The 21,380-nt window shown below is 74.0% G+C and carries 15 protein-coding genes; 4 read left to right on the top strand and 11 right to left on the bottom strand.

Features of this window, described 5'->3' with window-relative positions:
• Positions 1 to 402: 402 nt before the first annotated feature.
• Positions 403 to 4,029, top strand: coding sequence for a discoidin domain-containing protein (locus tag AC6JBM_RS18630; protein ID WP_497984845.1), 3,627 nt, complete (start codon positions 403 to 405; stop codon positions 4,027 to 4,029).
• An 80-nt stretch (positions 4,030 to 4,109) separates the two neighbouring features.
• A complete protein-coding gene (locus AC6JBM_RS18625) occupies positions 4,110 to 4,469 on the top strand; it encodes a hypothetical protein (RefSeq protein WP_497984844.1) in 360 nt (119 codons plus the stop codon).
• Positions 4,470 to 4,482: 13 nt separating this feature from the next.
• Here AC6JBM_RS18625 and fmdA read toward each other — a convergent pair whose 3' ends face one another.
• From fmdA to AC6JBM_RS18590, 7 genes are all read right to left on the bottom strand, one after another.
• On the bottom strand, positions 4,483 to 5,733 hold the full coding sequence (fmdA, locus tag AC6JBM_RS18620; RefSeq protein WP_497984843.1) for a formamidase: 1,251 nt from the start codon (positions 5,731 to 5,733) through the stop codon (positions 4,483 to 4,485).
• Between the two features lie 30 nt (positions 5,734 to 5,763).
• On the bottom strand, positions 5,764 to 6,042 hold the full coding sequence (locus AC6JBM_RS18615; RefSeq protein ID WP_497984842.1) for an FmdB family zinc ribbon protein: 279 nt from the start codon (positions 6,040 to 6,042) through the stop codon (positions 5,764 to 5,766).
• Between the two features lie 98 nt (positions 6,043 to 6,140).
• Positions 6,141 to 9,326 (bottom strand): tetratricopeptide repeat protein, encoded by a 3,186-nt coding sequence (locus tag AC6JBM_RS18610; protein ID WP_497984841.1) that lies wholly within the window; start codon positions 9,324 to 9,326, stop codon positions 6,141 to 6,143.
• Between the two features lie 119 nt (positions 9,327 to 9,445).
• Entirely contained in the window at positions 9,446 to 10,486 is a 1,041-nt protein-coding gene (locus tag AC6JBM_RS18605) for a glycosyltransferase family 4 protein (protein WP_497984840.1), read from the bottom strand.
• Positions 10,483 to 11,754: an MFS transporter gene (locus tag AC6JBM_RS18600; protein WP_497984839.1), complete on the bottom strand. Its 1,272-nt coding sequence runs from the start codon at positions 11,752 to 11,754 to the stop codon at positions 10,483 to 10,485. Before AC6JBM_RS18600 ends, AC6JBM_RS18605 begins: the two co-directional genes overlap by 4 nt.
• Before the next feature lie 5 nt (positions 11,755 to 11,759).
• The gene (locus AC6JBM_RS18595) at positions 11,760 to 12,872 is read right to left on the bottom strand and encodes a glycosyltransferase family 4 protein (RefSeq protein ID WP_497984838.1); all 1,113 of its coding nucleotides are present in this window, start codon (positions 12,870 to 12,872) and stop codon (positions 11,760 to 11,762) included.
• Positions 12,869 to 14,650 (bottom strand): thiamine pyrophosphate-binding protein, encoded by a 1,782-nt coding sequence (locus AC6JBM_RS18590; protein ID WP_497984837.1) that lies wholly within the window; start codon positions 14,648 to 14,650, stop codon positions 12,869 to 12,871. Before AC6JBM_RS18590 ends, AC6JBM_RS18595 begins: the two co-directional genes overlap by 4 nt.
• Positions 14,651 to 14,706: 56 nt before the next feature.
• Here AC6JBM_RS18590 and AC6JBM_RS18585 point away from each other — a divergent pair, with 56 nt between their 5' ends.
• Entirely contained in the window at positions 14,707 to 15,489 is a 783-nt protein-coding gene (locus AC6JBM_RS18585; RefSeq protein ID WP_497984836.1) for an HAD family hydrolase, read from the top strand.
• A gap of 17 nt (positions 15,490 to 15,506) precedes the next feature.
• Here the strand turns inward: AC6JBM_RS18585 and AC6JBM_RS18580 are convergent, their stop codons facing one another.
• The 3 genes from AC6JBM_RS18580 to AC6JBM_RS18570 form a co-directional block, all read right to left on the bottom strand.
• Positions 15,507 to 16,460, bottom strand: a complete 954-nt coding sequence (locus tag AC6JBM_RS18580) for an NAD-dependent epimerase/dehydratase family protein (protein WP_497984835.1) — start codon at positions 16,458 to 16,460, stop codon at positions 15,507 to 15,509.
• Positions 16,457 to 17,494, bottom strand: coding sequence for a glycosyltransferase family 4 protein (locus tag AC6JBM_RS18575; RefSeq protein ID WP_497984834.1), 1,038 nt, complete (start codon positions 17,492 to 17,494; stop codon positions 16,457 to 16,459). The genes AC6JBM_RS18580 and AC6JBM_RS18575 overlap by 4 nt, the downstream gene beginning before the upstream one ends.
• 71 nt (positions 17,495 to 17,565) lie before the next feature.
• Positions 17,566 to 18,630 (bottom strand): glycosyltransferase family 4 protein, encoded by a 1,065-nt coding sequence (locus AC6JBM_RS18570; protein WP_497984833.1) that lies wholly within the window; start codon positions 18,628 to 18,630, stop codon positions 17,566 to 17,568.
• A 244-nt stretch (positions 18,631 to 18,874) separates the two neighbouring features.
• Here AC6JBM_RS18570 and AC6JBM_RS18565 point away from each other — a divergent pair, with 244 nt between their 5' ends.
• The gene (locus AC6JBM_RS18565) at positions 18,875 to 20,128 is read left to right on the top strand and encodes an FAD-dependent monooxygenase (protein ID WP_497984832.1); all 1,254 of its coding nucleotides are present in this window, start codon (positions 18,875 to 18,877) and stop codon (positions 20,126 to 20,128) included.
• Positions 20,129 to 20,140: 12 nt separating this feature from the next.
• Here the strand turns inward: AC6JBM_RS18565 and AC6JBM_RS18560 are convergent, their stop codons facing one another.
• Positions 20,141 to 21,349 carry a cytochrome P450 gene (locus AC6JBM_RS18560; RefSeq protein WP_497984831.1) on the bottom strand — a complete coding sequence of 403 codons (1,209 nt, stop codon included), beginning with the start codon at positions 21,347 to 21,349 and terminating at the stop codon, positions 20,141 to 20,143.
• Positions 21,350 to 21,380 lie beyond the last annotated feature (31 nt).

Genomic DNA, 21,380 nt, shown 5'->3' with positions numbered 1-21,380 from the left:
TCCTGCCGTCAGTGGTGATTTCGACGTTTCGGCGACTGCTTGCCTGGCGTTCTCCGGCGGCTGCCACTTCGACGGTACCGCGGTAGCTCGGGCGCTGTGCCGGACCCGAACACCGGGCGAGAGCGTTCGCCGTATGGCTCTCCGCCAGCTGTCGCGACGCCCGTGAACGGACTTTTCAGCATGATCTGCCGGCGCATGATAATCCGTATTAGCGTCTTGACATCTTCCGATCGGAACCGCGAAACTCAATGATCATTCATCCGATCGATTGATCGGAGTATCGAGGCGGCGGGCAACCCCAACTCCCTGGAAAAGATGGTCGATAGGACCACGCGTCGACATCCAATGGGAGTTCCCGCGCCGAGAGCTCGGATTCGGGTCGGTCACTTGAAAGGGCAATACATGCGCCGTCTGCTCTCCGCAGTCGCGACAACCGCCGCGGCCGCGGCGCTCGTCGTGACCGCGGCGCTCACCGCCCCGGCGGCAGTCGCCGAGGACACCCCCGCCTTCGGCGCCCCGGACGCCATAGCCGCCGACTATTACGGGGCACTGCTGCGCCACACCCGGTGGGTCGAGACGGTGTGGGACCCGGCGGCGGGCGCGTACCAGCTGACGGACTTCAACTTCGCCGTCGTCCTGGGCAACGCCGTCCTGCTCACGCACGGCGACTACGACGCCGGCCTCGCGGGCGTGAGCAAGGACGTGCTGCGGGCGCACACGCTGGCCACGATCAAGAAGTTCGCCGCGGACAACCGGCTCGTGCGGTCGAACGGCACGTGGGGCAAGAGGCTGTTCTGGGACTCGACGTTCGAGTCGTACTTCCTCGACGCGGGCCGGCTGATGTGGAACGACCTGGACGCGGTCACGCAGGCGAACCTCAAGACGATCGCCACGGGCCAGGCGAAGTACACCGCCGATCTGAACTTCGCGCAGGACCCGCTGTCGGGCAGCTGGGACGCGCGGTGGCCCGAGGGCGCCTACCAGGGCGACACGGCGCTGGAGGAGTCCGGCGTGTACACGCAGGCGTTGTCCCCGGGCGTCGCGTGGGCGCCCGACGACCCCGATGCGGGGCGCTGGACCGAGCAGCTGAACACCTGGGCCCGCAACGCGGCCGGGCAGCCGACCGCGGACCGCAACAACCCGGCCCAGGTCGGCGGGGCGCCGATCTCGAGCAACGTGATGCACAACATCGGCGACACCTACCTCGTGGAGAACCACGGGAGCTTCGCGCCGCACTACCAGTCGGACATCTGGCGCTCGGGCGGCCGCAACTCCATCCAGTTCATCCTCAACGGCCGGCCCGTGCCCGAGGTGCTGCTCAACCAGCCGAACTCGGCCGAGCTGTGGAACTCGCTCCTGCTCGACATGTCGGCGCAGGGCGAGCCCTTCATGCCGATGGTGGCCGACCGCGAGTTCCTCTACGGCCGCGACGTGATCCCGCTGGCCTTCGTCGGCCAGGTCCTGCGCCGCCCCGAGGCGGTCACCGCCGAGAAGCACCTGGCCGCGGGCCTGGCCGCATACCAGGCGTATGCGCCGGTGAACCGGCTGGCGAAGTTCTCCGGCGAGGCGAAGTACGAGCCCGAGGCGCGCGCGGAGATCGCGATCTCCTACCTGCTGCACGAGCACGCGGCCGGCTCGGCCGCCGGGCCCGTGCAGCCCCTGACCGACGCGCAGGCGTTCGCCGCGGCCGCGGGCGTGCGCGACCACGGCGCGAGCGCGGGGATCGTCATGCAGCAGACCACGAAGGCGTGGGCCGCCGCCCTCAGCAAGCCCGGGTACGTCAAGTTCCCGTGGGTGCCCGGCCAGGACTCGTGGCTGTTCCAGATCTCCGGCGGGACGCCGTTCCTGTACCCGTCGACGAGCGCGAAGGTCACCTCCCGCGACGTCACCACGTACGTACGGCCGCGCGACGGGTTCGACGGCACGGCGTCGGTCTTCCAGGTCGGGTCCGGCTACGCGGGGCAGGTGACGCTGCCCACGGGCGCGGCGGTCTACGCCTCCACGGGCGCCGGAGCCGATGACGGCATCGTCTCCGTCCGCAACCTCGACATGGGCGGCGCGTTCGGGCTCAACGGCTCGCGGACCTACACGACGGCCGAGGGCACCACCACGATCGCCCCGGTGGCCAAGATCCCCGCCGACCCGGCCGACGCGAAGGCCGCCCGCGTGGACGAGCTCACGTTCGACGCGCCCACCACCGCCCGGTACGTGCGCATGCTCGGCCAGCAGGGCAACGCCAAGTACGGCTACTCCATGTACGCGCTGCACGCATACGGCCCCGGCGACGGTTCGGCGACGCCCACCGATGTCGCGGCCGGCAAGCCGGCGACGGCGTCGAGCGAGGACGCCGGGACCGGGTACCTGGCTGCCCGTGTCACCGACGGCAACCCGTCGACCCGCTGGGCCGTCTCGGTCGCCGAGCGCACCCGGCCGGACTCCTGGCTCCAGGTCGACCTGGGCGCCCCGACCAAGCTGGGGTCGGTCCGCCTCGCGTGGGAGTCGGCGGCCGGTGCCCGGTATCTGGTCCAGGTCTCCGACGACGGGCAGACCTGGCGTACGGCTGCGGCCTACGGCAACGCCCCGGCGGACGTCAACGTCGCGCGCCTCGACACCCTGGACCTGACCCCGCCCGGGCAGACGGCGCCGGCGGCGGTCACGGCCCGCTACGTGCGGATGCAGGGGGTGCGGGGCAACGCCCAGTACGGCTACTCCCTGTACCACTTCCGGGCGTTCTCTTCCAACGGCACGGACCTCGCGGCCACGCGGCCGGTGACGGCGTCGAGCGCCGACACCGGGCTCCCCGCGAGCGCCGTCACCGACGGCAGCCCGACCACGCGCTGGGCGGTGTCGAAGGCGGACCGGCTCCGCGGCGACTCGTGGATCCAGGTCGACCTCGGCGCACCCACCGCCGTGTCGCAGGTGCAGCTCGGCTGGGAGTCCGCGGCGGGGGAGGAGTACCTCGTCCAGACCTCGATGGACGGCGTCACCTGGCAGGACGTCGCGCGGCACCGGGAGACCGGCAACCGCGTGCTCGAGTCGGCCGGCGGGTGGATCTCCGTCGAGAACAAGGGCGGGTTCGTCGTCCGCGGCTCCAGCGCCCCGATCACCGTCGCCCGCGCGAGCGACACCCAGCAGGTGATCCGCCTCGCCGACGGCGGCCAGGGGCCGCGCCTGATCGAGATGGTGCCGGGCGCGACCGCCGCGACGGCCGCGCAGGCCGCGCGGCCCGAGCCGACGACGTCGAGCCCCGCCACGCAGGCCGCGCTGGTCGACGGCTTCCTGGTCGTCTTCAACCTCTCCGGCGCCGGGGTCACCACAGCGGTCACGATCCCGCACGACGGGGGTGCTGTCCCGTTGTACGCCGGCACGCAGCGCGTGGGGGCGACGTCCTCCGTGCTGGACGTGACGCTCCGCCCGGGCTCGGCCGTCGTGCTCGCCCCGCGGGCCACCGCCGTGACGCCGGGCAAGGGGACGGCTCCGGCCGGACTGACCGCCGTGGTCACCGACGGGCGCACCATCCAGGTCTCCTCCAACGGCACCGTCCGCTCGGTGCAGCTGCGCAACCTCGAGACCGGGGAGGTGCAGGGCGCGGGCCTGCCCCCGACGGGCAAGGTTCAGACGGTGTCGTACCCCTCCGCCCACCCGTACCCGGTCGCGGATCTCGCGCTCGGCACCGAGACCTTCCCCGCGTCGGTGCTCCCGCAGGGCATGACGTCGCCGTCCCTCGCCGTCGACGGCGACGCAGGCACGGCCTGGGTGCCCGGACCGAACGGGCGCATGGTCGTCGATCTGGGACGGTCCGCCGCGATCGGCACGGTCAGGCTGACCTGGAACGGGGCGCAGGCGCCGGCGGCGACCGTGTCGGTCAGCGACGACGGCCTGACGTTCACCGCCGTCGGCTCGGTCGCGGCGGGCACGCGGCTGGGCTCGGTCAAGCCGGCCGTCACCGCGCGGTACGTCGCCGTGACCACCACGTGGCACGCGGGCGACGCCGGGCTCAGCACGCTGGAGGTGGGCCCGGGCGCGTAGCGCCACCGAGCTCGTACAGTGGCCGCGGTCGCCGACCGCGGCCACTGTTGTCCGCCGGGGCGGCGGATTACTGTAGCCCGATGCCGGAGAGCGAAGATCGGGTGGCGCAGCTGGAGGCGCGGGTCGCCGAGCTGGAGCGGCGCGTTGCGTGGTTGACGGCCAACGCGGGGGCTCCGCGGTTCACGCCCGGGTTCAATCAGGTGTACCGCGCGGACGGCCACGGATACGTGAGCGCGTACTACGTCGGCGGGGCGTCAAGCCGCGTACGCCTGTTCGTCGGGCCGCAGCACCCGCCCGCGCAGTGCGTCGGCGAGGCCAACTCCGGCGGGAACGTCGACAGCCACATCGGCGCCGTCGTGCGCCCCGGCGAGTACTGGATGCTGGAGTGCACCAAGCCCAACGGCGAGGGCTACCGGGCCGTGTTCACGCCGCTGTTCTGAGCCGGCGACCGCGTCAGCGAGCCGTCGGCGCGCCCTGGCCCGGGTCGATGCGGGCCGGTCCGCGGGCCGTCGGTCGCACGTCGAAGTCGAAGATCTCGGTCGGGATGTACACGGTGGCGCACGAGTTGGGGATGTCCACGACGCCGGAGAGGCGTCCCTCGATCGGGGCGGCGCCGAGCAGGAGGTACGCCTGCTCCGGGGCGTAGCCGAACTTCGTGAGGTAGTCGATCGCGTGCAGGCAGGCGCGCTGATACGCCAGCTGGGAGTCCAGGTAGCGCTGCTCGCCCTCGACAGTGACGGACAGCCCGGAGAAGGCGAGCCACTGGCTGTACTGCGGCGGGGTGTTGCCGGGGAAGAAGACCGCGTTCTCCTCGACGCCGTACGTCCGCATGCCGCCCTTGATCAGGTCCACGTGCAGGTCGATGAAGCCGCCCATCTCGATCGCGCCGCAGAAGGTGATCTCGCCGTCGCCCTGCGAGAAGTGCAGGTCGCCGACGGAGAGGTTGGCGCCGGGAACGTAGACCGGGTAGAAGACGCGCGTGCCCCGCGTGAAGTTCTTGATGTCCTGGTTGCCGCCGTTCTCGCGGGGCGGGGCGGTGCGGGCCGCCTCGGCCGCCGCCCGGTCGAAGTCCGCGCCGGAGAGGCTGCCGAGGATCGCGTCGCGGGGCTCGGGCGGCAGCGACAGCGGGGGCACCCGATCGGGGTCGGTGCTGCGCAGGGCGCCCTCCCGCCGATTCCACCTGGCCAGCAGTTCGGCCGAGGGTGCGGTACCCATGAGCCCGGGGTGCGTGATCCCGGTGAACGAGACCGACGGCACGTGCCGCGAGGTCGCGCGCTCGCCGCGGAAGTCCCAGATCGCCTTGTACGCGTCGGGGAACTGCTCGGTCAGGAAGCCACCGCCGTTGCGCCTGGCGAAGATGCCGGTGTACCCCCAGCCCTGGCCGGCGAGCGGGCCGGAGTCCTCCTGCGGGATCGGGCCGAGGTCGAGGATGTCGACGATGAGCAGGTCACCCGGCTCGGCGCCCCGCACGGCGAACGGCCCGCTGAGCGCGTGCACCACCGACAGCGGCGCGTCGCGGATGTCCTCGGCGGAGTCGTCGTTGTGGATCGCGCCGTCGAACCACTCCCGGCAGTGGACACGGAAGCACTGGCCCGGGCGTACCGTCACCGCCGGGGGAATGTCGGGGTGCCAGCGGTTGTGGCCGACCTTCTCCTGGTCGGTGAACCTGCGCGTCGAGTCCAGCGGGAACAGCAGCTCCGGCATCGGTACCCCTTCGTCTCGGCACGGTCGCGGTCAGGGCTTCGGCAGGCCCGCGGTCGCGGGATGGACCGGCCGCCGAGGCCCGCGTCGCGCGGGCGGGCCGGACACGACTTCGGGCGTTTCCGCGCTGCGCTGCGACCGCTCGATGTGCGCGGCCAGCGGGCCGGGCGAGCGGCCGAGCAGCGGCGCGGTGTAAACCCTCACCGCCTCGCCGCCGCAGACCCGGCACGGAACACGCGCGGCGGCCTCACCGATCGGGAAGGAGGCGTCGAAGTCACCGTCGCCAGGGCATCGATAGGCGTACGTCGCCATCCCGGCTCCCCCCGCTGCGGCCTGCGTTCCGGCCGCGTACTTTCCGGCGCGGACACGGTTAAACCCGCCCGGCCGCGGGGCTGGCGGGTGATCGCCGCTCACGGAGCTGGTCTTCGAGCTGCCCGCAGCGCAGCGCTGACCCGCTCGGCGTCGGGTAGGCCAAGGTCGGTGTAGACGGCCAGGGCGTGCCGCCACGCGCGCCGGGCGCCGGCCCGGTCGCCGGCCGCGGCGCGGAGGCCGGCCAGGCCCTCGTGGGCGACGGCCTCCTGGAGCCGCTCGCCGGTCTCCGCGGCCAGGGCGAGGGCCTCGGTGTAGCGGTCCCGCGCCGCGTCCGGCTCGCCCGCGGCGGCCAGTGCGGTGCCCAGCCCGTTGAGCGTGTCGATCTCGCGGGCGCGCGCCCCGATCTCGCGGAACAGGCTCAGGGCGCGATGATGGTGCACGATCGCCTCCCCGGACCGGCCGAGGACGAGCAGCGCGCGGGCCAGGTGGTGCAGCGCGTCCGCCTGTCCGGCGGGGTAGCCGATGTCGGCACAGATCGCGTAGGCCTGCTCATGACACTCGACGGCCCGGTCGGCGGCGCCGGTCTCCTGGCGGAGCAGGCCCAGCGTGTCCAGCGCGTAGGCCTCGCCGTGCCGGGCGCCGAGCTCGCGCAGCAGCACGAGGGCCCGGTCGAGGCCCTCGGCCGCGGCCTCGAGGTCGCCGAACTGCCGGTTGCCGGTGCTGATGTGGACGAGCTGGATCGCCTCGCCGAGCCGGTGGCCGGCCTCCCGGAACGTGTCGAGGGCGGCGTAGTGGTACTTGCGGGCGCTCTCGTAGTCGCCGAGGCGCCAGGCGGCGTTGCCGATCAGCTCCTGGCTGCGCCCCTCGCCGGCGGCGTCACCGGCCGCCCGGAACCGTTCCAGTGCCTGGTGGTGCAGCTCGACGGCGTCGGCGAAGCGGCCGAGCCGCACGTAGGTGACGCCGAGATGGTTCAGCGCCGTGGCCTCGGCGGTGGGGTCGCCGTGCTGCCGGGCGGCCTCGCGGGCCCGGGAGTGCAGGTCCTGCGCCTCGGTGTAGTAGCCCAGGTCGAGGTACCGCTGCAGGGTCCGGGCGATGGCGATCGTCTCGGCGGGCCGGCCGTGCATGGCGAGCGCGACGGCGTTGGCGCGCTCCCGGTCCAGCCAGGCCCGGGCGGCGACGACATGCTCGAACAAGCCGGCGAGGTCGTCCTCCGACTCGCCGGGCAGGACGGTCGCGACGGCGGCCGTGGCCGTGTCCACGTAGTACTCGACGAGGCGGCCGAGGGCCGCGATCCGCACGGGTTCGGGGTCCTCCTCGCGGCCGCGCTCGGCGGCGTACGCGTGCAGCACGTCGTGCATCGTGAAGCGGCCGGGTTCCGGCTCGGCGAGCAGGTGCGCGCCCGTGAGCTCGGCCAGCAGCGGCGCGACCTCGGCCTGGCTGTGCCCCGCGAGCCGGGCCGCGCCGGCCGCCCCGAGGTCGGGGCCGGGATGCTGGCCGAGGAGGCGCAGCAGCCGGGCGGCGGCCGGCGTCAGCTGCCGGTAGGAGCAGTCGAGGACGGCGCGCACGTCGGTGCCGGGCTCGTCGCCGTGCAGCGCGTCGAGGCGGTCGGCCAGCTCGGTCGCGAGACTCGCGAGTGGCAGGCCCGGCCTGGTCGCGGCCCGGGCGGCGGCGACGGCGAGGGCGAGCGGCAGCCGGGCGCACCGCTCGACGATCGCGTCGACCGCCTCGGCCTCCGCCCGGATCCGCTCCGCGCCCAACCGGCGGGTCAGCAGGGCGCGGGCCTCGTCGGCGGGGAGCAGATCCAGCAGTACCGGCTGCGCGCCCTCGGCCGCGACCAGCCCGGTGAGGCGGTGGCGGCTGGTGACGAGGGCCACGCAGCCGGGCGCGGCCGGCAGCAGGGGGCGGACCTGGTCCGCGTCGCGGGCGTTGTCGAGCAGCACGAGCATCCGCCGGCCGGAGAGCAGCGTGCGGTACTGCGCGGCGCGCGCCTCGAGGTCGCCCGGCACCCGCCCCGGCGGCAGCCCCAGCGCGGTCAGGAAGCCGTGCAGCGCCTCGGCGGCGGTGACCGCGTCGCCGGTGGGGTGGAAGCCGCGGAGGTTGACGTAGAGCTGCCCGTCCGGGAACCGGGCCCGGACCCGGTGCCCCCAGTGCACGGCGAGCGTCGTCTTGCCCACGCCGGCGGTACCCGACACGACGATGACGGCCGCCGACCCGAGCCGGTCGAGCGCCGCGACGGCGGCCCCGCGCCCGGCGAACGCCTGCAGGTCGGCCGGCAGCTGGGCCGGTGCCGGCCGGGCGGGCGCGGCGACCGGTGCGGGTGCCTGCGGTACCACCGCGGGCTCCTGCCGCAGCACCCGCCGGTGCGCGGCCATCAGGTCGGGGCCCGGCTCGACGCCGAGCTCGCCGACGAGCCGCTGCCGGATGCGCCCGTAGACCGCGAGCGCGTCGGCCTGGCGCCCCTCGGCCGCCAGCACCGCGATGAGCCGCGCGTGCAGCAGTTCGTGGAGCGGGTGCGCGGCGGCGAGGTCGCGCAGCGCGGGCAGGCAGCGGTGGGCCTGCCCGGCGGCGAGGGCGAGCTCGGCGTGGCGCAGCGCCATCCGCACCCGCTCCTCCACGACGGTGGTGACGAGCGGGTGGTCGCGCAGCTGCGGCACGTCCTCCAGCGGCGCGCCCCGCCACTGCCGGGCGGCCCGCTCCAGCAGATCGAGCGCCTGCTCGGGCGGGGCCGCGGCGGCGGCCACGACGTCCCGCCGGAACGCGCCGAGGTCGAGCCGGTCGTCGGCGAGGTCGAGCCGGTACCCGCCCGGCGTCCGGTGGATGACCGGGTCCCCGTCGCGCCCGCCCGGGTGCAGCGCCGAGCGCAGCCGTGACAGGTGCGTGTAGAGCGCGCCCGCGGCGTCCGCGGGCCGGCCGCCGTCGTGCAGCAGCTCGAGCAGGTCCGCCAGCGGTACCGCCGCGTTGGCCGACAGCGCGAGCCGCCCCAGCACCGCCCGCCGGGCCCCGCGCCCGACCGGTACCGCCTCGCCGCCGCGGTGCACGACCAGCGGCCCGAGCACCCCGATCCGCACCGGCTCGTCGCCGCCGGCGCCCGGTCCCTCGACGCCCAGCCCCAGCACCTCCGCGAGCGCCTCGGCCGACCCGCGGTGCGGCCGGCGGGTGCGCCCCTGCTCGAGGTCGCGGATCGCCGCCACGCTGAGCCCTACCCGATCGGCCAGCTCCCGCTGGCTGAGGCCGGCCGCCACGCGGTGCCGCCGCAGCAGCGCACCGAACTCATCGCCACCCATACGGGCAGGGTACGGGTTTCATTTGCAAGATCACGGAAAGGCCCACCCCTGATGATCGATGCACGCCGTTTTGGGCGGGTGCCGCGGCCGATCACGGGGCGGCCGCGGCACCCGCCCGCTCACCGCGACGACAGGGTGATGTAGAGCTTCTCGTAGTCCTCGGCCAGGCGTTCGCCGCTGAAGTACAGCGCCCGTTCCCGGCAGGCCGCGCGGTCGATGCGGCCGATGTTGTGCACGGCCTCGACCATCGCGGCCTCGTCCGCGCAGATGTAGCCGTCCACACCGTCCCGCACGATCTCGCGGACCGCGCCGCGGTCGAGGGCGACGACCGGGGTCCCGCAGGCCAGGCTCTCGGCGAGGACCAGGCCGAACGGCTCCAGCCAGTCGCTGGGGAACAGCGTGGCGAGCGCCCCGCCGAGCAGCTCCGCCTTCTGCCGGTCGTCGACCTCGCCGATGAACTCCACGTCCGCGCCGGCCATCATCGGCTCCACCTCGTCGTGCCAGTACTCGCGGTCGACGGAGTGCACGACGCCGGCGATCTTCAGCGGCAGGCCGGTGGCGCGCGCCACCGCGATGGCGAGGTCCGGGCGCTTCTCGCGGGCGAGGCGGCCGAGGAACGCGAGGTACGAACCGGGCTCGGGCCGGAACGCGAGGGTGTCGATCGGGACGCCGTTGGGGACGCACCCGGCCCAGTTCAGCGGCAGGCCCGCCAGCGGCGCCCGCTGGGCCTCGCTGATGCTGACCAGGGACGCGCTGTTCAGGCGGGTGAACAGCCAGCCGAGATCGGGCAGGTCCAGCCGTCCGTGCAGGGTGAGGACCGTCGGGCGATCGGTGAGGCCGGCGAAGGGCAGCGTGTACACGTCGGTGTGCGCGTGGATCACGTCGAACTCGTCCGCCCGGCGGTACACGTCGCTCAGCATCGCCAGCGTCTGGTACCGCGCGAGTTTCGAGTTGGGCTGCTGGCTGATGGTGCGCCACAAGGCGTGCTCGGTGACGGGCACGAGGGTCGCCTCGGTGCGGCTGTCCCCGCTGGCGAACAGCACGACATCGTGCCCACGCCGGACCAGTTCGTCGGTCAGTGTGCTGACGACGCGCTCGACACCGCCGTACCGTGCCGGGGGTACTGCCTCGAACAGCGGCGCGACCTGGGCGATTCTCATGCGGGGCCTCCAGGTGGTGACAACGTCGTGGGGACGACCGGACACGGCTCGGCGGCGGGCGCCGGGCGATCGGTGCGGTAGCGCGCGATCCCGGTGCGCAGGACGAGGAGCAGGATGAGGCAGTACCCGGCGGGCGCCGCGAGCATGACGAGGCGCGGCCCGGCGGCGTCGGCGAGCACGGCGCCGCCGGCCCAGGTCGGCAGCAGCGCCACGTTGATCGCGGTCTCCAGCATGGCGAACACGCGGCCGCGAACCGCCTCGGGCGCGGCGGTCTGGAAGATGACCTGCCGGGCCGCGTTCCAGGCCGGTGTCCCGAGCCCGGCGACGAGGACACCGGCCAGAAACGGCCAGACGGAAGGGGAGGCGGCCATGACGAGGACGCCGGCCGCGTTGACCGCCATGCCCAGCACGTAGAACCGGCCCGCGCGGGCGTCGGCCCGCCGGGCGAGGTACAGCGATCCGCCGAGGATGGCGAGGGCGCTGAGGCCGCCCTGCAGGCCGAACAGGCCGGCGCCGCCCCCCAGGACGAGGACGAACAGCGGCAGGGTCGCGTAGACCAGCCCGCTGACCAGCGCGTGCAGCGTCTCGATCGTCAGCATCCGCAGGACGAGCGCGTCCCGGCGGACCCAGCGGAACGCGGCGAGCATGGGCCGCCGGGCTCCCGGCTCGGGCGCCGCCGGGGTGTGCCGCCAGCGGGTCGCCGCCACGAGCAGCAGCGGCACGAGGAAGGTGGCCGCGTTGACGAGCAGGATCTGGCCGGTGCCGAGCACGGCGATCAGCGCGCCGCTGCCCGCCCAGGCGACGGCGGATACCAGGCCGGATCCGAGGCTCTCCGCGGCGCCGGCCCGGATGAGCTGGTCCTCGTCGACCACGGCGGGGATCGACGAGGACCGGGCCGCCTGATGGTAGGTGCCGCAGAAGGTGAGCACGGCGGCCAGGGCGTACAGGACGATCACCGGGGGCGGGCCGGCCAGCAGCCAGGACACCCCGACCGCGAGGGCGGCGAGGAACCGCACCCCGTCCGCGAGGAGCATGACCACGCGCGGGTGCCAGGCGTCCAGGGTGGTCCCGGCGCACACCCCGCCGGCCATGCCGCCGAGCATCGCGCCGACCGCGATGCCACTGCCGGCGACCGCCGACCCCGTGGTGCTGACGAGGAACCACACGACGGCCACGTTGTACTGGACGTCGCCCATGATGGACAGGCAGTTGCCGAGCCACAGCCTGAAGTAGGCCGGGTTGCGCCGGAACAGCCGCAGCAGCTGCACGATCGTCAGCCCGCCGCCGCTGCCATCGCCGCGGACGGATCGCGGGCCGGCCGGCCCGCGGCGCGGTACACCCGCTCGTACTCCAGGGCCATCCGCTGCGGCCCGAAGCGCGCGCGGGCGTCCCGGGCGCAGGCCACCCGGTCCAGAGCGAGGGCCGGTGCGATGCCGTCGCACAGCCCGGGTACGTCCGTCGCCAGCACGCCGTTGACGCCCGGCCGGACCAGCTCCACGGTCGCGCCGCGCGGGGTACAGACGACCGGCACGCCGCTGGCCATGCACTCCAGCACCGCCAGTCCGAAGGGCTCGTCCCACTGCAGCGGGAACAGCCCGGCCGCCGCCCCGGCGATGAGCTCCCGTTTCTCGACGCCGGTGACGCTCGGCAGGTACTCGACGCCGTGGCCGAGGTGCGGCCGGACCGCGCTGTCGAAGTAGTCGCGACCCTGGGGCGTCGAGTCGACCTTGCCGGCCAGGACGAGCGGCATCCCCGCCCGGCGGGCGACCTCGATGGCCAGGTGCTGGCCCTTCGTCGGCGTGATCCGGGCCAGCGTGAGCAGGTAGTCGCCGGGCTGCTCGCCGACCCGCAGGGCGTCGAGGTCGACCGCGTTGTGCACCACGTCGACCGCGCCCAGCCGGGTCATCGTCGCCGCCTGGGCGTGGCTGACGGCCACGAACCGCACCGCGTCGCGGACCTCCAGCAGGGTGGTCTCGCGAGGCTCGGTCATCGGTTCGTGCTGGGTGCTGACGACACGCTCACCGGGCCGGCCCGGGCGGCCCCGGGCCGTCCACAGCAGCAGGCCCGGCGGCCGGGTGTGGTCGTGGATGACGTCGAACGTGAGGTCCCGCATCAGCCGCTCCACCCGGGACACGTAGGTGAAGTGCCGGTCCCAGCTGGCATGGCCGTGTCCGAGGTCGCCGCTCCAGCTCTCCGGTGCGACCGGGACGACGCCGGGCGCGGAGCCCTCCGCGCCGAAGACGGTGACGTCGTGGCCGCGGGCGGTCAGGCCGCGGCGCAGCAGGTCGACGATGAGCTCGGTGCCGCCGTACCCGCGCGGCGGCACCGGATACCACGGCGGTGCGATCAGCGCGATCCGCAGCGTCTCGCCGCCCGGCGCGGTCATGCCGTCGCCCCGACGCTGCGCGGCTCCAGCCCGGAGACGCTCCAGATGCCCGCCCACGCGTCCGCCCGGCCCGGCACGACCAGCTCGAGCAGCGACGGGCCGGGATGGGCGTGGTGCCCGCGCAGCAGCCCCCTGAGCCGGTCCAGCGTGGCCTCGACCGCGTCGGCCCGCGGGTCCGCGTCGTCGGGCCAGACGACCCGGTCCGCCGGCATGCCGAGCGCCGAGGCGACCCGGACGTAGTCGAAGCCCTGCACATTGTCGAGGTGCTCGACGCGGCGGGCGTCGCCGTCGCCGTCGATGCTGTCCAGCTGCTTGCGCAGCGAGACGCTGCCGCCGTTGTTGCACACCACGAGGGTCACGGGCACACGGTGCTCGAGCGCGGCGACCAGACCCTGCACGCCGTTGGTGAAGCCCTGGTCGCCCAGCGTGCACACCACGGAGCGGTCGGGGTTGCCCAGCGCGACCCCGATCGCCGTCGCCAGCCCGCCGCCGACGAAGGCGCCGTGGTCGCCGAGCACCCGGGTGCCCTCCGGGAGCGTGTCGTACGCCTGGGCCATCAGCCCGCCGAACATCTGGCTGTCATCGACGATGACCGGTCGCCCGACCTCGGCCAGTGTCTCGCCGATCGTCCGCGCGAGCGGCCACAGCTCCGAGCGGTCCGCCGGCTGGTCGCCCGCGGGCGGGATCGCCGGAATCCGGCGCGGCGCACGTCGCAGGGCGGCGCTGACCATGGACAGGTTGGCGCAGGTGTCCCCGCTGACCACCACGTCGTCGTCGCCGAGGTAGCCGTTCTTACCGGTACGTTCGGGCGCACAGGTGAATGCGATCTTGCGCGTGTCCGGCAGCGCGCCCACGACCCGCGGATACATGTTGCGGTCCTCGAGCGTGATGATCAGGTCGGCGCCGGCCAGCAGCTCCGCGTGCTCCGGCCGGCTCGGGTCGTACCAGCCCGCGAAGGCGGGAACCGCGGCGGCGGAGACCCGCTCGAAGAGCATGGGACCGCGCCGGTAGCGCACCTGCAGCGCGGGCGCGCCGACCCGTTCGGTGAACTCCCGCAGGGTGGCCGTGGCCCGCGCGTCCTTGAGGAGGTAGTCGTCGAGCAGCACGACCGGGCGGTCGGCGGCCTCGATGAGCCGCACGGCGTCCGACAGCGGTGCGGGTGCCGGCGCCGGGGCGCGCCGCCGGCCGGCCTTCGCGAGCGCGGCGCGCGGCACCCAGCGGCCCTCCAGCACGTCCTGCGGCAGGCCGAGCAGGACCGGCCCGCACGGCTGCTCGTGCGCCGTCTCGATGGCCGTCGCCACGGTGTCGATCAGCGCCTCGACGGCGTCCACGGTGCACTCCGGCGACCCGACCGCCGGCAGCTCGTACCAGGCCTTGGCGAAGTGGCCGACGGACTCGATGAGCCGCGGCTCGCCGTGCGGCGGCAGGAACGGCTGGGAGGTGGTGCCCGGCAGCCCGACGAGACACAGGAAGCCGACCTCGTTGCGCCAGGCGTCGCCGAGCGCGCCGGCGGCGTTGGTCAGGCCGCGGGCGCCGTGCAGCAGCGCCGCGGCGCGGCCGGGATGGAAGGCGCTCGCGCCCGCGGCCATGAAGACCGCCTCACGGTCGCCGCGGGCGTTGCGATACGCGGGGAGCCGTCGTCGCAGCGCGGAGGCGAGCGCGAGCTCTGAGGTGCCGATGTAGCCGAACACCTCGCGCACGCCGGATCCGGCAAGCAGGGTGGCGACCGCGGCCGCCCCGGTCATGGTCTCCGGCTCGGTCATGTCCGCTGCACTCACAGGCTCCTCCGTGGGCTTGCTTGTATGGTTCTGACGTCAGTCGATATGGTGCCGGGGTGACGCTGCTGGCATTCGACGTCGACGGCACGCTCACCGGCCCCACCGGCCACATCCCCGAGCCGCTGCGCGCCGTGCTGCGCGCCGTCACCGCGTCCGGCCACCACGTGACCGTGATCTCCGGCCGTTCGCGGCGCTCGCTCACCGCCGTCGTCGACGAGCTCGGGCTGCGGCAGCCGTACGGTGCCTGGTACGGCGCCCGCGTCGCGCACGCCGACGGCGCCGCCCTGCACGAGGCCATGCTCGATCCGGACCTCGTCCGTGATCTGGTCCGTCTGGTGCGGCCCGCCGTCCGCGAGGTTCACGCCGAGACGCACGACCGGCTCTACGTGATGGAGCCCGCCGACGCCTACTGGGACTGGGCCCGGAACATGGGGTTCGCGGTCCTCGGCACCGGGCGTGACCTCGCCGAGCCCGCCTACAAGCTGACCCTGCACTGCCCGGAGGGCGGGGCCGGCGCGGTCGGGGACCTGGTGCGCGGCAACCATCCGCGGCTGAACCAGTTCGTGTCCGACGGCCGCTTCATCGACGTCACCGCGGCCGATGCGCACAAGGGCGCGGCGCTGGACCGGGTGGCGGCCGAGCTGGGCGTGGCGCCGGCGGACATCATCGCGTTCGGCGACGACCACAGCGACATCGCGATGTTCGACCGGGCGGGGCTCGGGGTGGCGGTCGCCACGCGGGACCCGGTCCTGCGTGAGGCCGCCGGCCTGTGGCTCCCGCACTCCGGTGCGGACGGCCTGGCGGCGTGGCTCACCGATCGGTTCCAGTTGCCCGCCTGAGTCGCGCGGCGCGGTGCTCACCATGCGAGCGCACCGATCCGCTGAGCCGGCAGCCGGGGTCGCCGCAGCACCTCGCCGACCGCGGCGGGCAGGCCGGTCGAGGCCCGCCAGCCGAGCAGCTCCCGGGTCTGCGTGCAGTCGCTGACCAGGACCGGCCGGTCGCTGGGGCGCAGCCGGTCGGCGTCGGTGACCACCGGCAGCGGCTTGCCGGTGGCCTCCCGCACCAGATCGAGCAGCGCGGTCCCGGTCGTGCCGACCTCGGAGCCGACGTTCACGGTGACGGCGGTGCCGGGGTGCTCGAGCCCGGCCAGCCCGACCAGGGCCGCGCAGACGTCGTCCACGTACACGTAGTCGCGGGCGGTGCCGAGGTCGCCGGCGGTCACGACGTCGCCGTCGAGGGCCTGCGCGGCGAGCGACGGCAGGAGGTGCGGGTTGCGGTCGTCGGGGCCGACGACGTTGAACAGCCGGGCGATGCCGACGGAGGCGCCGGTGTCCCGCGCGTGGGTGCGGGCCAGATGCTCGGCGAAGAGCTTGGTGTGGCCGTAGACGTCGGTGGGCGCGGCCGGGCTGTCGATCGTGTGCGGCTGTTCGCTGGGCTCGTACACCGCCGCCGACGAGGCCACGACGACGCGGGGGACCCCGGCCGCCGCGCAGGCCCGCAGGACCGCCCGGGTGCCCTTGACGTTGACGTCGACGCACGCGTCCGGCCAGCGCTCGCAGTCGGGGATGTAGTGCATGGCGGCCAGGTGGAACACCGTGTCCGGGCGGAACTCCTCGAGCACCTCGGCGATCGCGATGGCGTCGCGGACGTCCTCGCGGGCATAGCCGGCTTCCCACGGCTGCTGGCCGCCGAGCTCGTCGGCGACGTCGATGACGAGCGGCCGCGCGCCGGCGGCCGAGAGCCGGCGCGCCAGCCGGGCGCCGATGAACCCGCGGCCCCCGGTCACGGCGACCCTCGCCCCGACCGTCACCGCCGCACCCCGGCGAGGATCTCGGACTCGAGCGCGGCCAGCGCCCGGTCGGTCATGCGGTCGGCGCTGAACTCCTCCTCGTAGCGCGCCCGGCAGCTGGCCGGCGCGATGCGGTCCAACGACCGGCAGCCGCGGACCAGGTCCTCCTCGCCGTCGCCGACGAAGCCGGTCACCTCGTGCCGGACGATCTCGGCGTTGCCGCCGCGGTCCAGGGCGAGGCACGGCGTGCCGGCCGCGTGCGCCTCGATCAGCGACACGCTGCACGCCTCCCAGTCCGACGGGTGCATCAGCCCGCGGGCATCGGCGAGCAGGTCCAGCTTCTCGGCGTCGGTGATCTCGCCGAGGTACTCCGCCTCCGATCCCAGCAGCGGCTGCACGACCGTGCGGAAGTAGTCCTGGTCGGCCGGCGCGACACGGCCGGCGAGCCGGATCGGCAGCCCGCCGCGCCGCGCCGCGCGGATGGCCACGTCGGGGCGCTTGGCCGGGGTGATGCGGCCCAGGAAGAGCAGGAAGTCGCGCTTGTGCTCGCGGTAGGTCACCGCGTCGCCGGGGATGCCGTTGGGGACGTGCCCCGCCCAGCGCACGCCCGGTCCCGCCGCGTCGACCTGGTGCCGGGCGATGCTGATGAACGCGGTGTGCCGGTAGTACTCCAGCATCCGGTGCGTGACCGGCAGGTGCATCCGTCCGTGCCAGGTCGTCACGACCGGCGTGCGCAGGGCGAGCGTGGCGGGCAGGAACGCGTAGCCGGCGTGCGAGTTGATGACGTCGAACTCGTCCTGCGCCGCGACGACCTGGGCCATCTGGGTGTTGTTGACCCACCACGACTCGCCGGTGTGACCGGGGTCGTGCAGCAGCGCCCGTTCGGTGCACGGCACCAGCCGGGCGCGGGTCTGCGAGTCACCCGAGGCGAACAGGGTCACGTCGTGGCCTCGCTCGACGAGGGTGTCGGCTAGGTACGCGACGATCCGTTCGACCGCGCCGTAGCGGATGGGTGGCGTGCGTTCCAGCGGCTGGACAACGAGACCGATGCGCATGATCGTGAAGCCTCCCGGGGTTCGAGGTCGTCCGGTGGGTGTGCTGGTCGGGTAGCGGGTGTGGCTCGCGATCAGGCGGCCGTGTCGAGCAGGGACTCGTACACCCGCACGTACCGCTCGGTCATCCGACCGGGCGTGAAGTGGTCGCGGACCCGCTGCAGGCAGTCCGCGGGGCGCAGCGTGTCGAGCCGGGCGACCGCCTCGCTCATGGCGTCGGCGTCCGCGGCCAGGAAGCCGCTGCGGCCCGGTTCGACGATCTCCGGCAGTGCGCCCCTGTCGCTGGCGATCACCGGGGTACCGCAGGCCAGTGCCTCGATCGCGACCAGCCCGAACGGCTCCGCCCACTGCGCGGGGAACAGCAGCGCCCGGGCCCGGGACAGGAACTCGTTGCGCTGCGCCGGGCCGATCTCGCCGATGTACTCGACCTGCCCGTCGAGCTCCGGCCGGATGCGCTCCTCGAAGTACCGCAGACCGGCACCGGCCCGGTCGGCCCGGCCGGCGATCCGCAGCGGCAGCCCCGTGCGCCGGGCGACCTCGATCGCGACGTGCACCCCCTTGTCCGGCACGAGCCGGCCGAGGAATGCGAGGTACTTGTCCTTCGTCTCGCGATAGGTGTGGTCCTGCGGGTCGACGGCGTTGGCGATGGTCGCGCGCACCTTGAGCCCCCGCAGCAGGGCCCGCTGGTGCTCGCTGATCGCGTTGAACCACAGGTGCCCGAAGCCGTTGAGGATGTCGTACACCGGCCGGGTGGTGGCGTCGACGCCCTGGTGCACGGTGCGCAGGATCGGCCGTCGCGGCCCCCGCTCGTTGAGCACCGCGCCCACGATCCCGCCGGAGAGCAGCCCGGCGTTGTCGTGGATGACGTCGTACCGATCACGGCCGATCGCCTCGTAGGCGTGCTGGACGTGCCGAGCCTCCACGACGCTGTGCCGCGAGCCGTGCAGGTGCTCCTCCTGCTCCTGGGCGTAGAGCGCGTGCACCGGCACCGGCGCGGTGCTCGATCCGGCGGCGAACAGGCCGACCTCGTGGCCGCGCCGGTCGAGTTCCCGGGCCAGCAGCGCGAGGTGAGTCTCGATGCCGCCGTGGGTCCGGGGCGGCACGGCGAACCAGGGCGGCGCGATGAGGGCGATGCGCACAGGCGGCCTCCGATGGCTTCGATGAACGGCGAAGGGCGAAGGGCGGACCACGGACAGACCGATCTCGCGATCGTCGGTGGTCGATCGATCTTGATCGTAACCCGCCGGGACCGCGGCGAGTGATGCGCGATGTGACGCGGTCATGCGCATCCGCCGGGCGGTCCTCCCCGCCGCGCACCGGGGACCCTTAGCGTCCGTCGGCAAGGCGGTCGCGGGAACCGCGGACACCCGGAGGAGCGGCGACATGAGGACACCTGTAGCGATCGTCGGCGGTGGGCCCGCGGGCTCGGCCATCGCCATCAACCTGGCGAAGCGGGGCATCTCCTCGGTCATCATCGAGCGGGACACCCACCCGCGGTTCCACATTGGAGAGTCGCTCACCGGCGAGAGCGGCGAGCTGCTGCGCGAGCTGGGTATCGAGGAGGATCTGGCCGCGCTGAACCCGCCGGTCAAGCACGGAATCCGGGTCTACGGACCATCGGCCCGGCACGAGTTCTGGGTGCCGATCCGCCGCCGTGACGAGGACGGCCTGCACGACTCGACGAGCTGGCAGGTGCGCCGCTCCACCTTCGACCGGTTCCTCTTCGACCGTGCCGCCGCGCTCGGCGCCACGGTGGTCCAGGGCAGGGCCGTGCGCCCGATCGTGGACGACGCCGGCACCGTCCGCGGGGTCCGGGTCGCGCTCACCGCCGGCGGCACCGTCGACGTGCACAGCGACGTGCTCGTCGACGCCTCCGGCCAGAAGACGTTCCTGGCGAACCTCGGCTTCACCGGCCGCAAGGAGACCGGCGGCTACGCCCGGCAGATGGCGGTCTACTCGCACTTCACGGGCGCGGTGCGCGACGGTGAGGAGTGGGGCAACACGCTGACGTTCTTTCGGCAGAAGTACCACTGGTGCTGGTTCATTCCGCTGGACGAGGAGACCACCAGCATCGGCTTCGTCGTGCCCACCTCGTACTTTCAGGAGCGCGGCGAATCGCCGGTGGAGTTCATGCGCCGGGAGCTGCGCGAGTTCAACACCGAGCTGGCCCGGCGGGTGGCGGACGTGGAGATGGTCGAGGACGTCCACGTGACGGCGAACTACTCCTACACGGTGGATCGGTTCTCCGGCCCCGGCTGGGTCTGCCTCGGCGACGCCCACCGGTTCATCGACCCGCTGTTCAGCTACGGCGTGAACATCACCCTGGCCGAGGCGCGCCGCCTGGCCGAGGACGTCCAGCGGCTGCTCGCCGGCGGCGCCTCCGAACCGGACCGGCCGTTCCGTGAGTTCGAGGAGTGGTCCAACCGCGGGGCCGCGGTCGCGCAGATGATGCTCGACGGGTTCTGGGAGACCACGTTCGCCTTCGGCCTGCTGGTGCGCACGCACAACGACGGGATCGTCGACCTGTTCTCCGGCCGGCTCTGGATGGACGACAACCCCGCGGTCGCGGAGCTGGAGGCGGCGCTGACCCGCCGCCGGACGTCCGAAGCACCGGCCGCCGCCGCGGCGACCGGCTGACGCGGCGAGGCCCTACGCGGCCCGGACCGCGACGGGGACGCCGGCCAGGCCGCGGAACGTGGCGTCCCGGCGCCGCACCGCCGGCCCGGCCGGCTCGATCGCGGCGAACCGGGCGAGCAACTGCTCGAACACCACCCGGCCCTCGGCGCGGGCGAGCACGGCACCCAGACAGTGATGCGGGCCGCCGCCGAACGACACGTGCGGGTTGGGACTGCGCCCCACGTCCAGCCGGTCGGGGTCGGCGAAGCGGTGCTCGTCCCGGTTGGCCGAGCCGAGCAGCAGCACCAGCACCCGGCCGGCGCGGATCGTGCGCCCGCCGACGTCCACCGGTTCGCGGACCAGCCGGGCGGTCAGCTGGATCGGGGCGTCGTAGCGCAGGAACTCCTCCACCGCGGTAGCGACCAGCGTCCGGTCGCCGCGCAGGCGAGCCCACTGATCCGGGTGGCTCAGCAGCGCCGCGCACCCGGTGGCGATCAGGTTGACCGTCGTCTCGAAGCCGGCGAAGAAGAGGAACACCGCGTTGTCGACGATCTCCTCGCGGGTCAGCGTCTCGCCGTCGGCCTCGGCCGCCAGCAACGTCGACAGCAGGTCCTCGCGGGGCACACGGCGCCGCTCGTCGAGCAGCGAGCCGACGTAGTCCCGCAGCCACACGACCGCCGCGTCGACGGTGGCGCGCTGGTGCGCCGGCACGACGCTCGCGAAGCCGAGGCACAGGTCGACGGCCTTCGGCCGGACCAGATCCCGGTCCGCGGCCGGGATGCCGAGCAGCTCGCAGACCACCGTCACCGGCAGGGGAAAGGCCAGATCGGCGACGGCGTCGAACCGGCCGCGCTCGGCGAGCGGACCGAGGAGGCCGGCGGTCACGCGGGCGATCTGCCGCTCCATCCGCTGGACGAGCCGCGGGCTGAACGCGGTGCCCATGAGCTGGCGCAGCCGCGTGTGCGCGGGCGGGTCGCGGTCGAGGATGATGCGCTCGAAGAAGTCCCGGGCCGGTCCGGTGCCGTTGGAGAACTCGTGGTACTCGGGCGGGTACTCGGTGCCGAGGCGCCGGTCGCGCAGCAACGCGGCCACGTCCGCGTGGCGCGACACCACCCATTGGCCCACGCCTCCCCGGGCGAGCGGCCCGGCTCGCCGCAGCTCGGCGTAGCGGGGATAGGGATCCGCGAGCACCGCCGGATCGGCGGCGTCGAAGGTGGGCAGGCGCAGGGATCCGGTCTCCATGCGGCCGAGTCTGTGACCGGCGCCGCGAGAC

It is taken from the genome of Dactylosporangium thailandense, from assembly GCF_059739745.1.
Note: the sequence above shows the minus strand (reverse complement) of the source record. Positions and strands in the feature narration are given on the sequence as shown.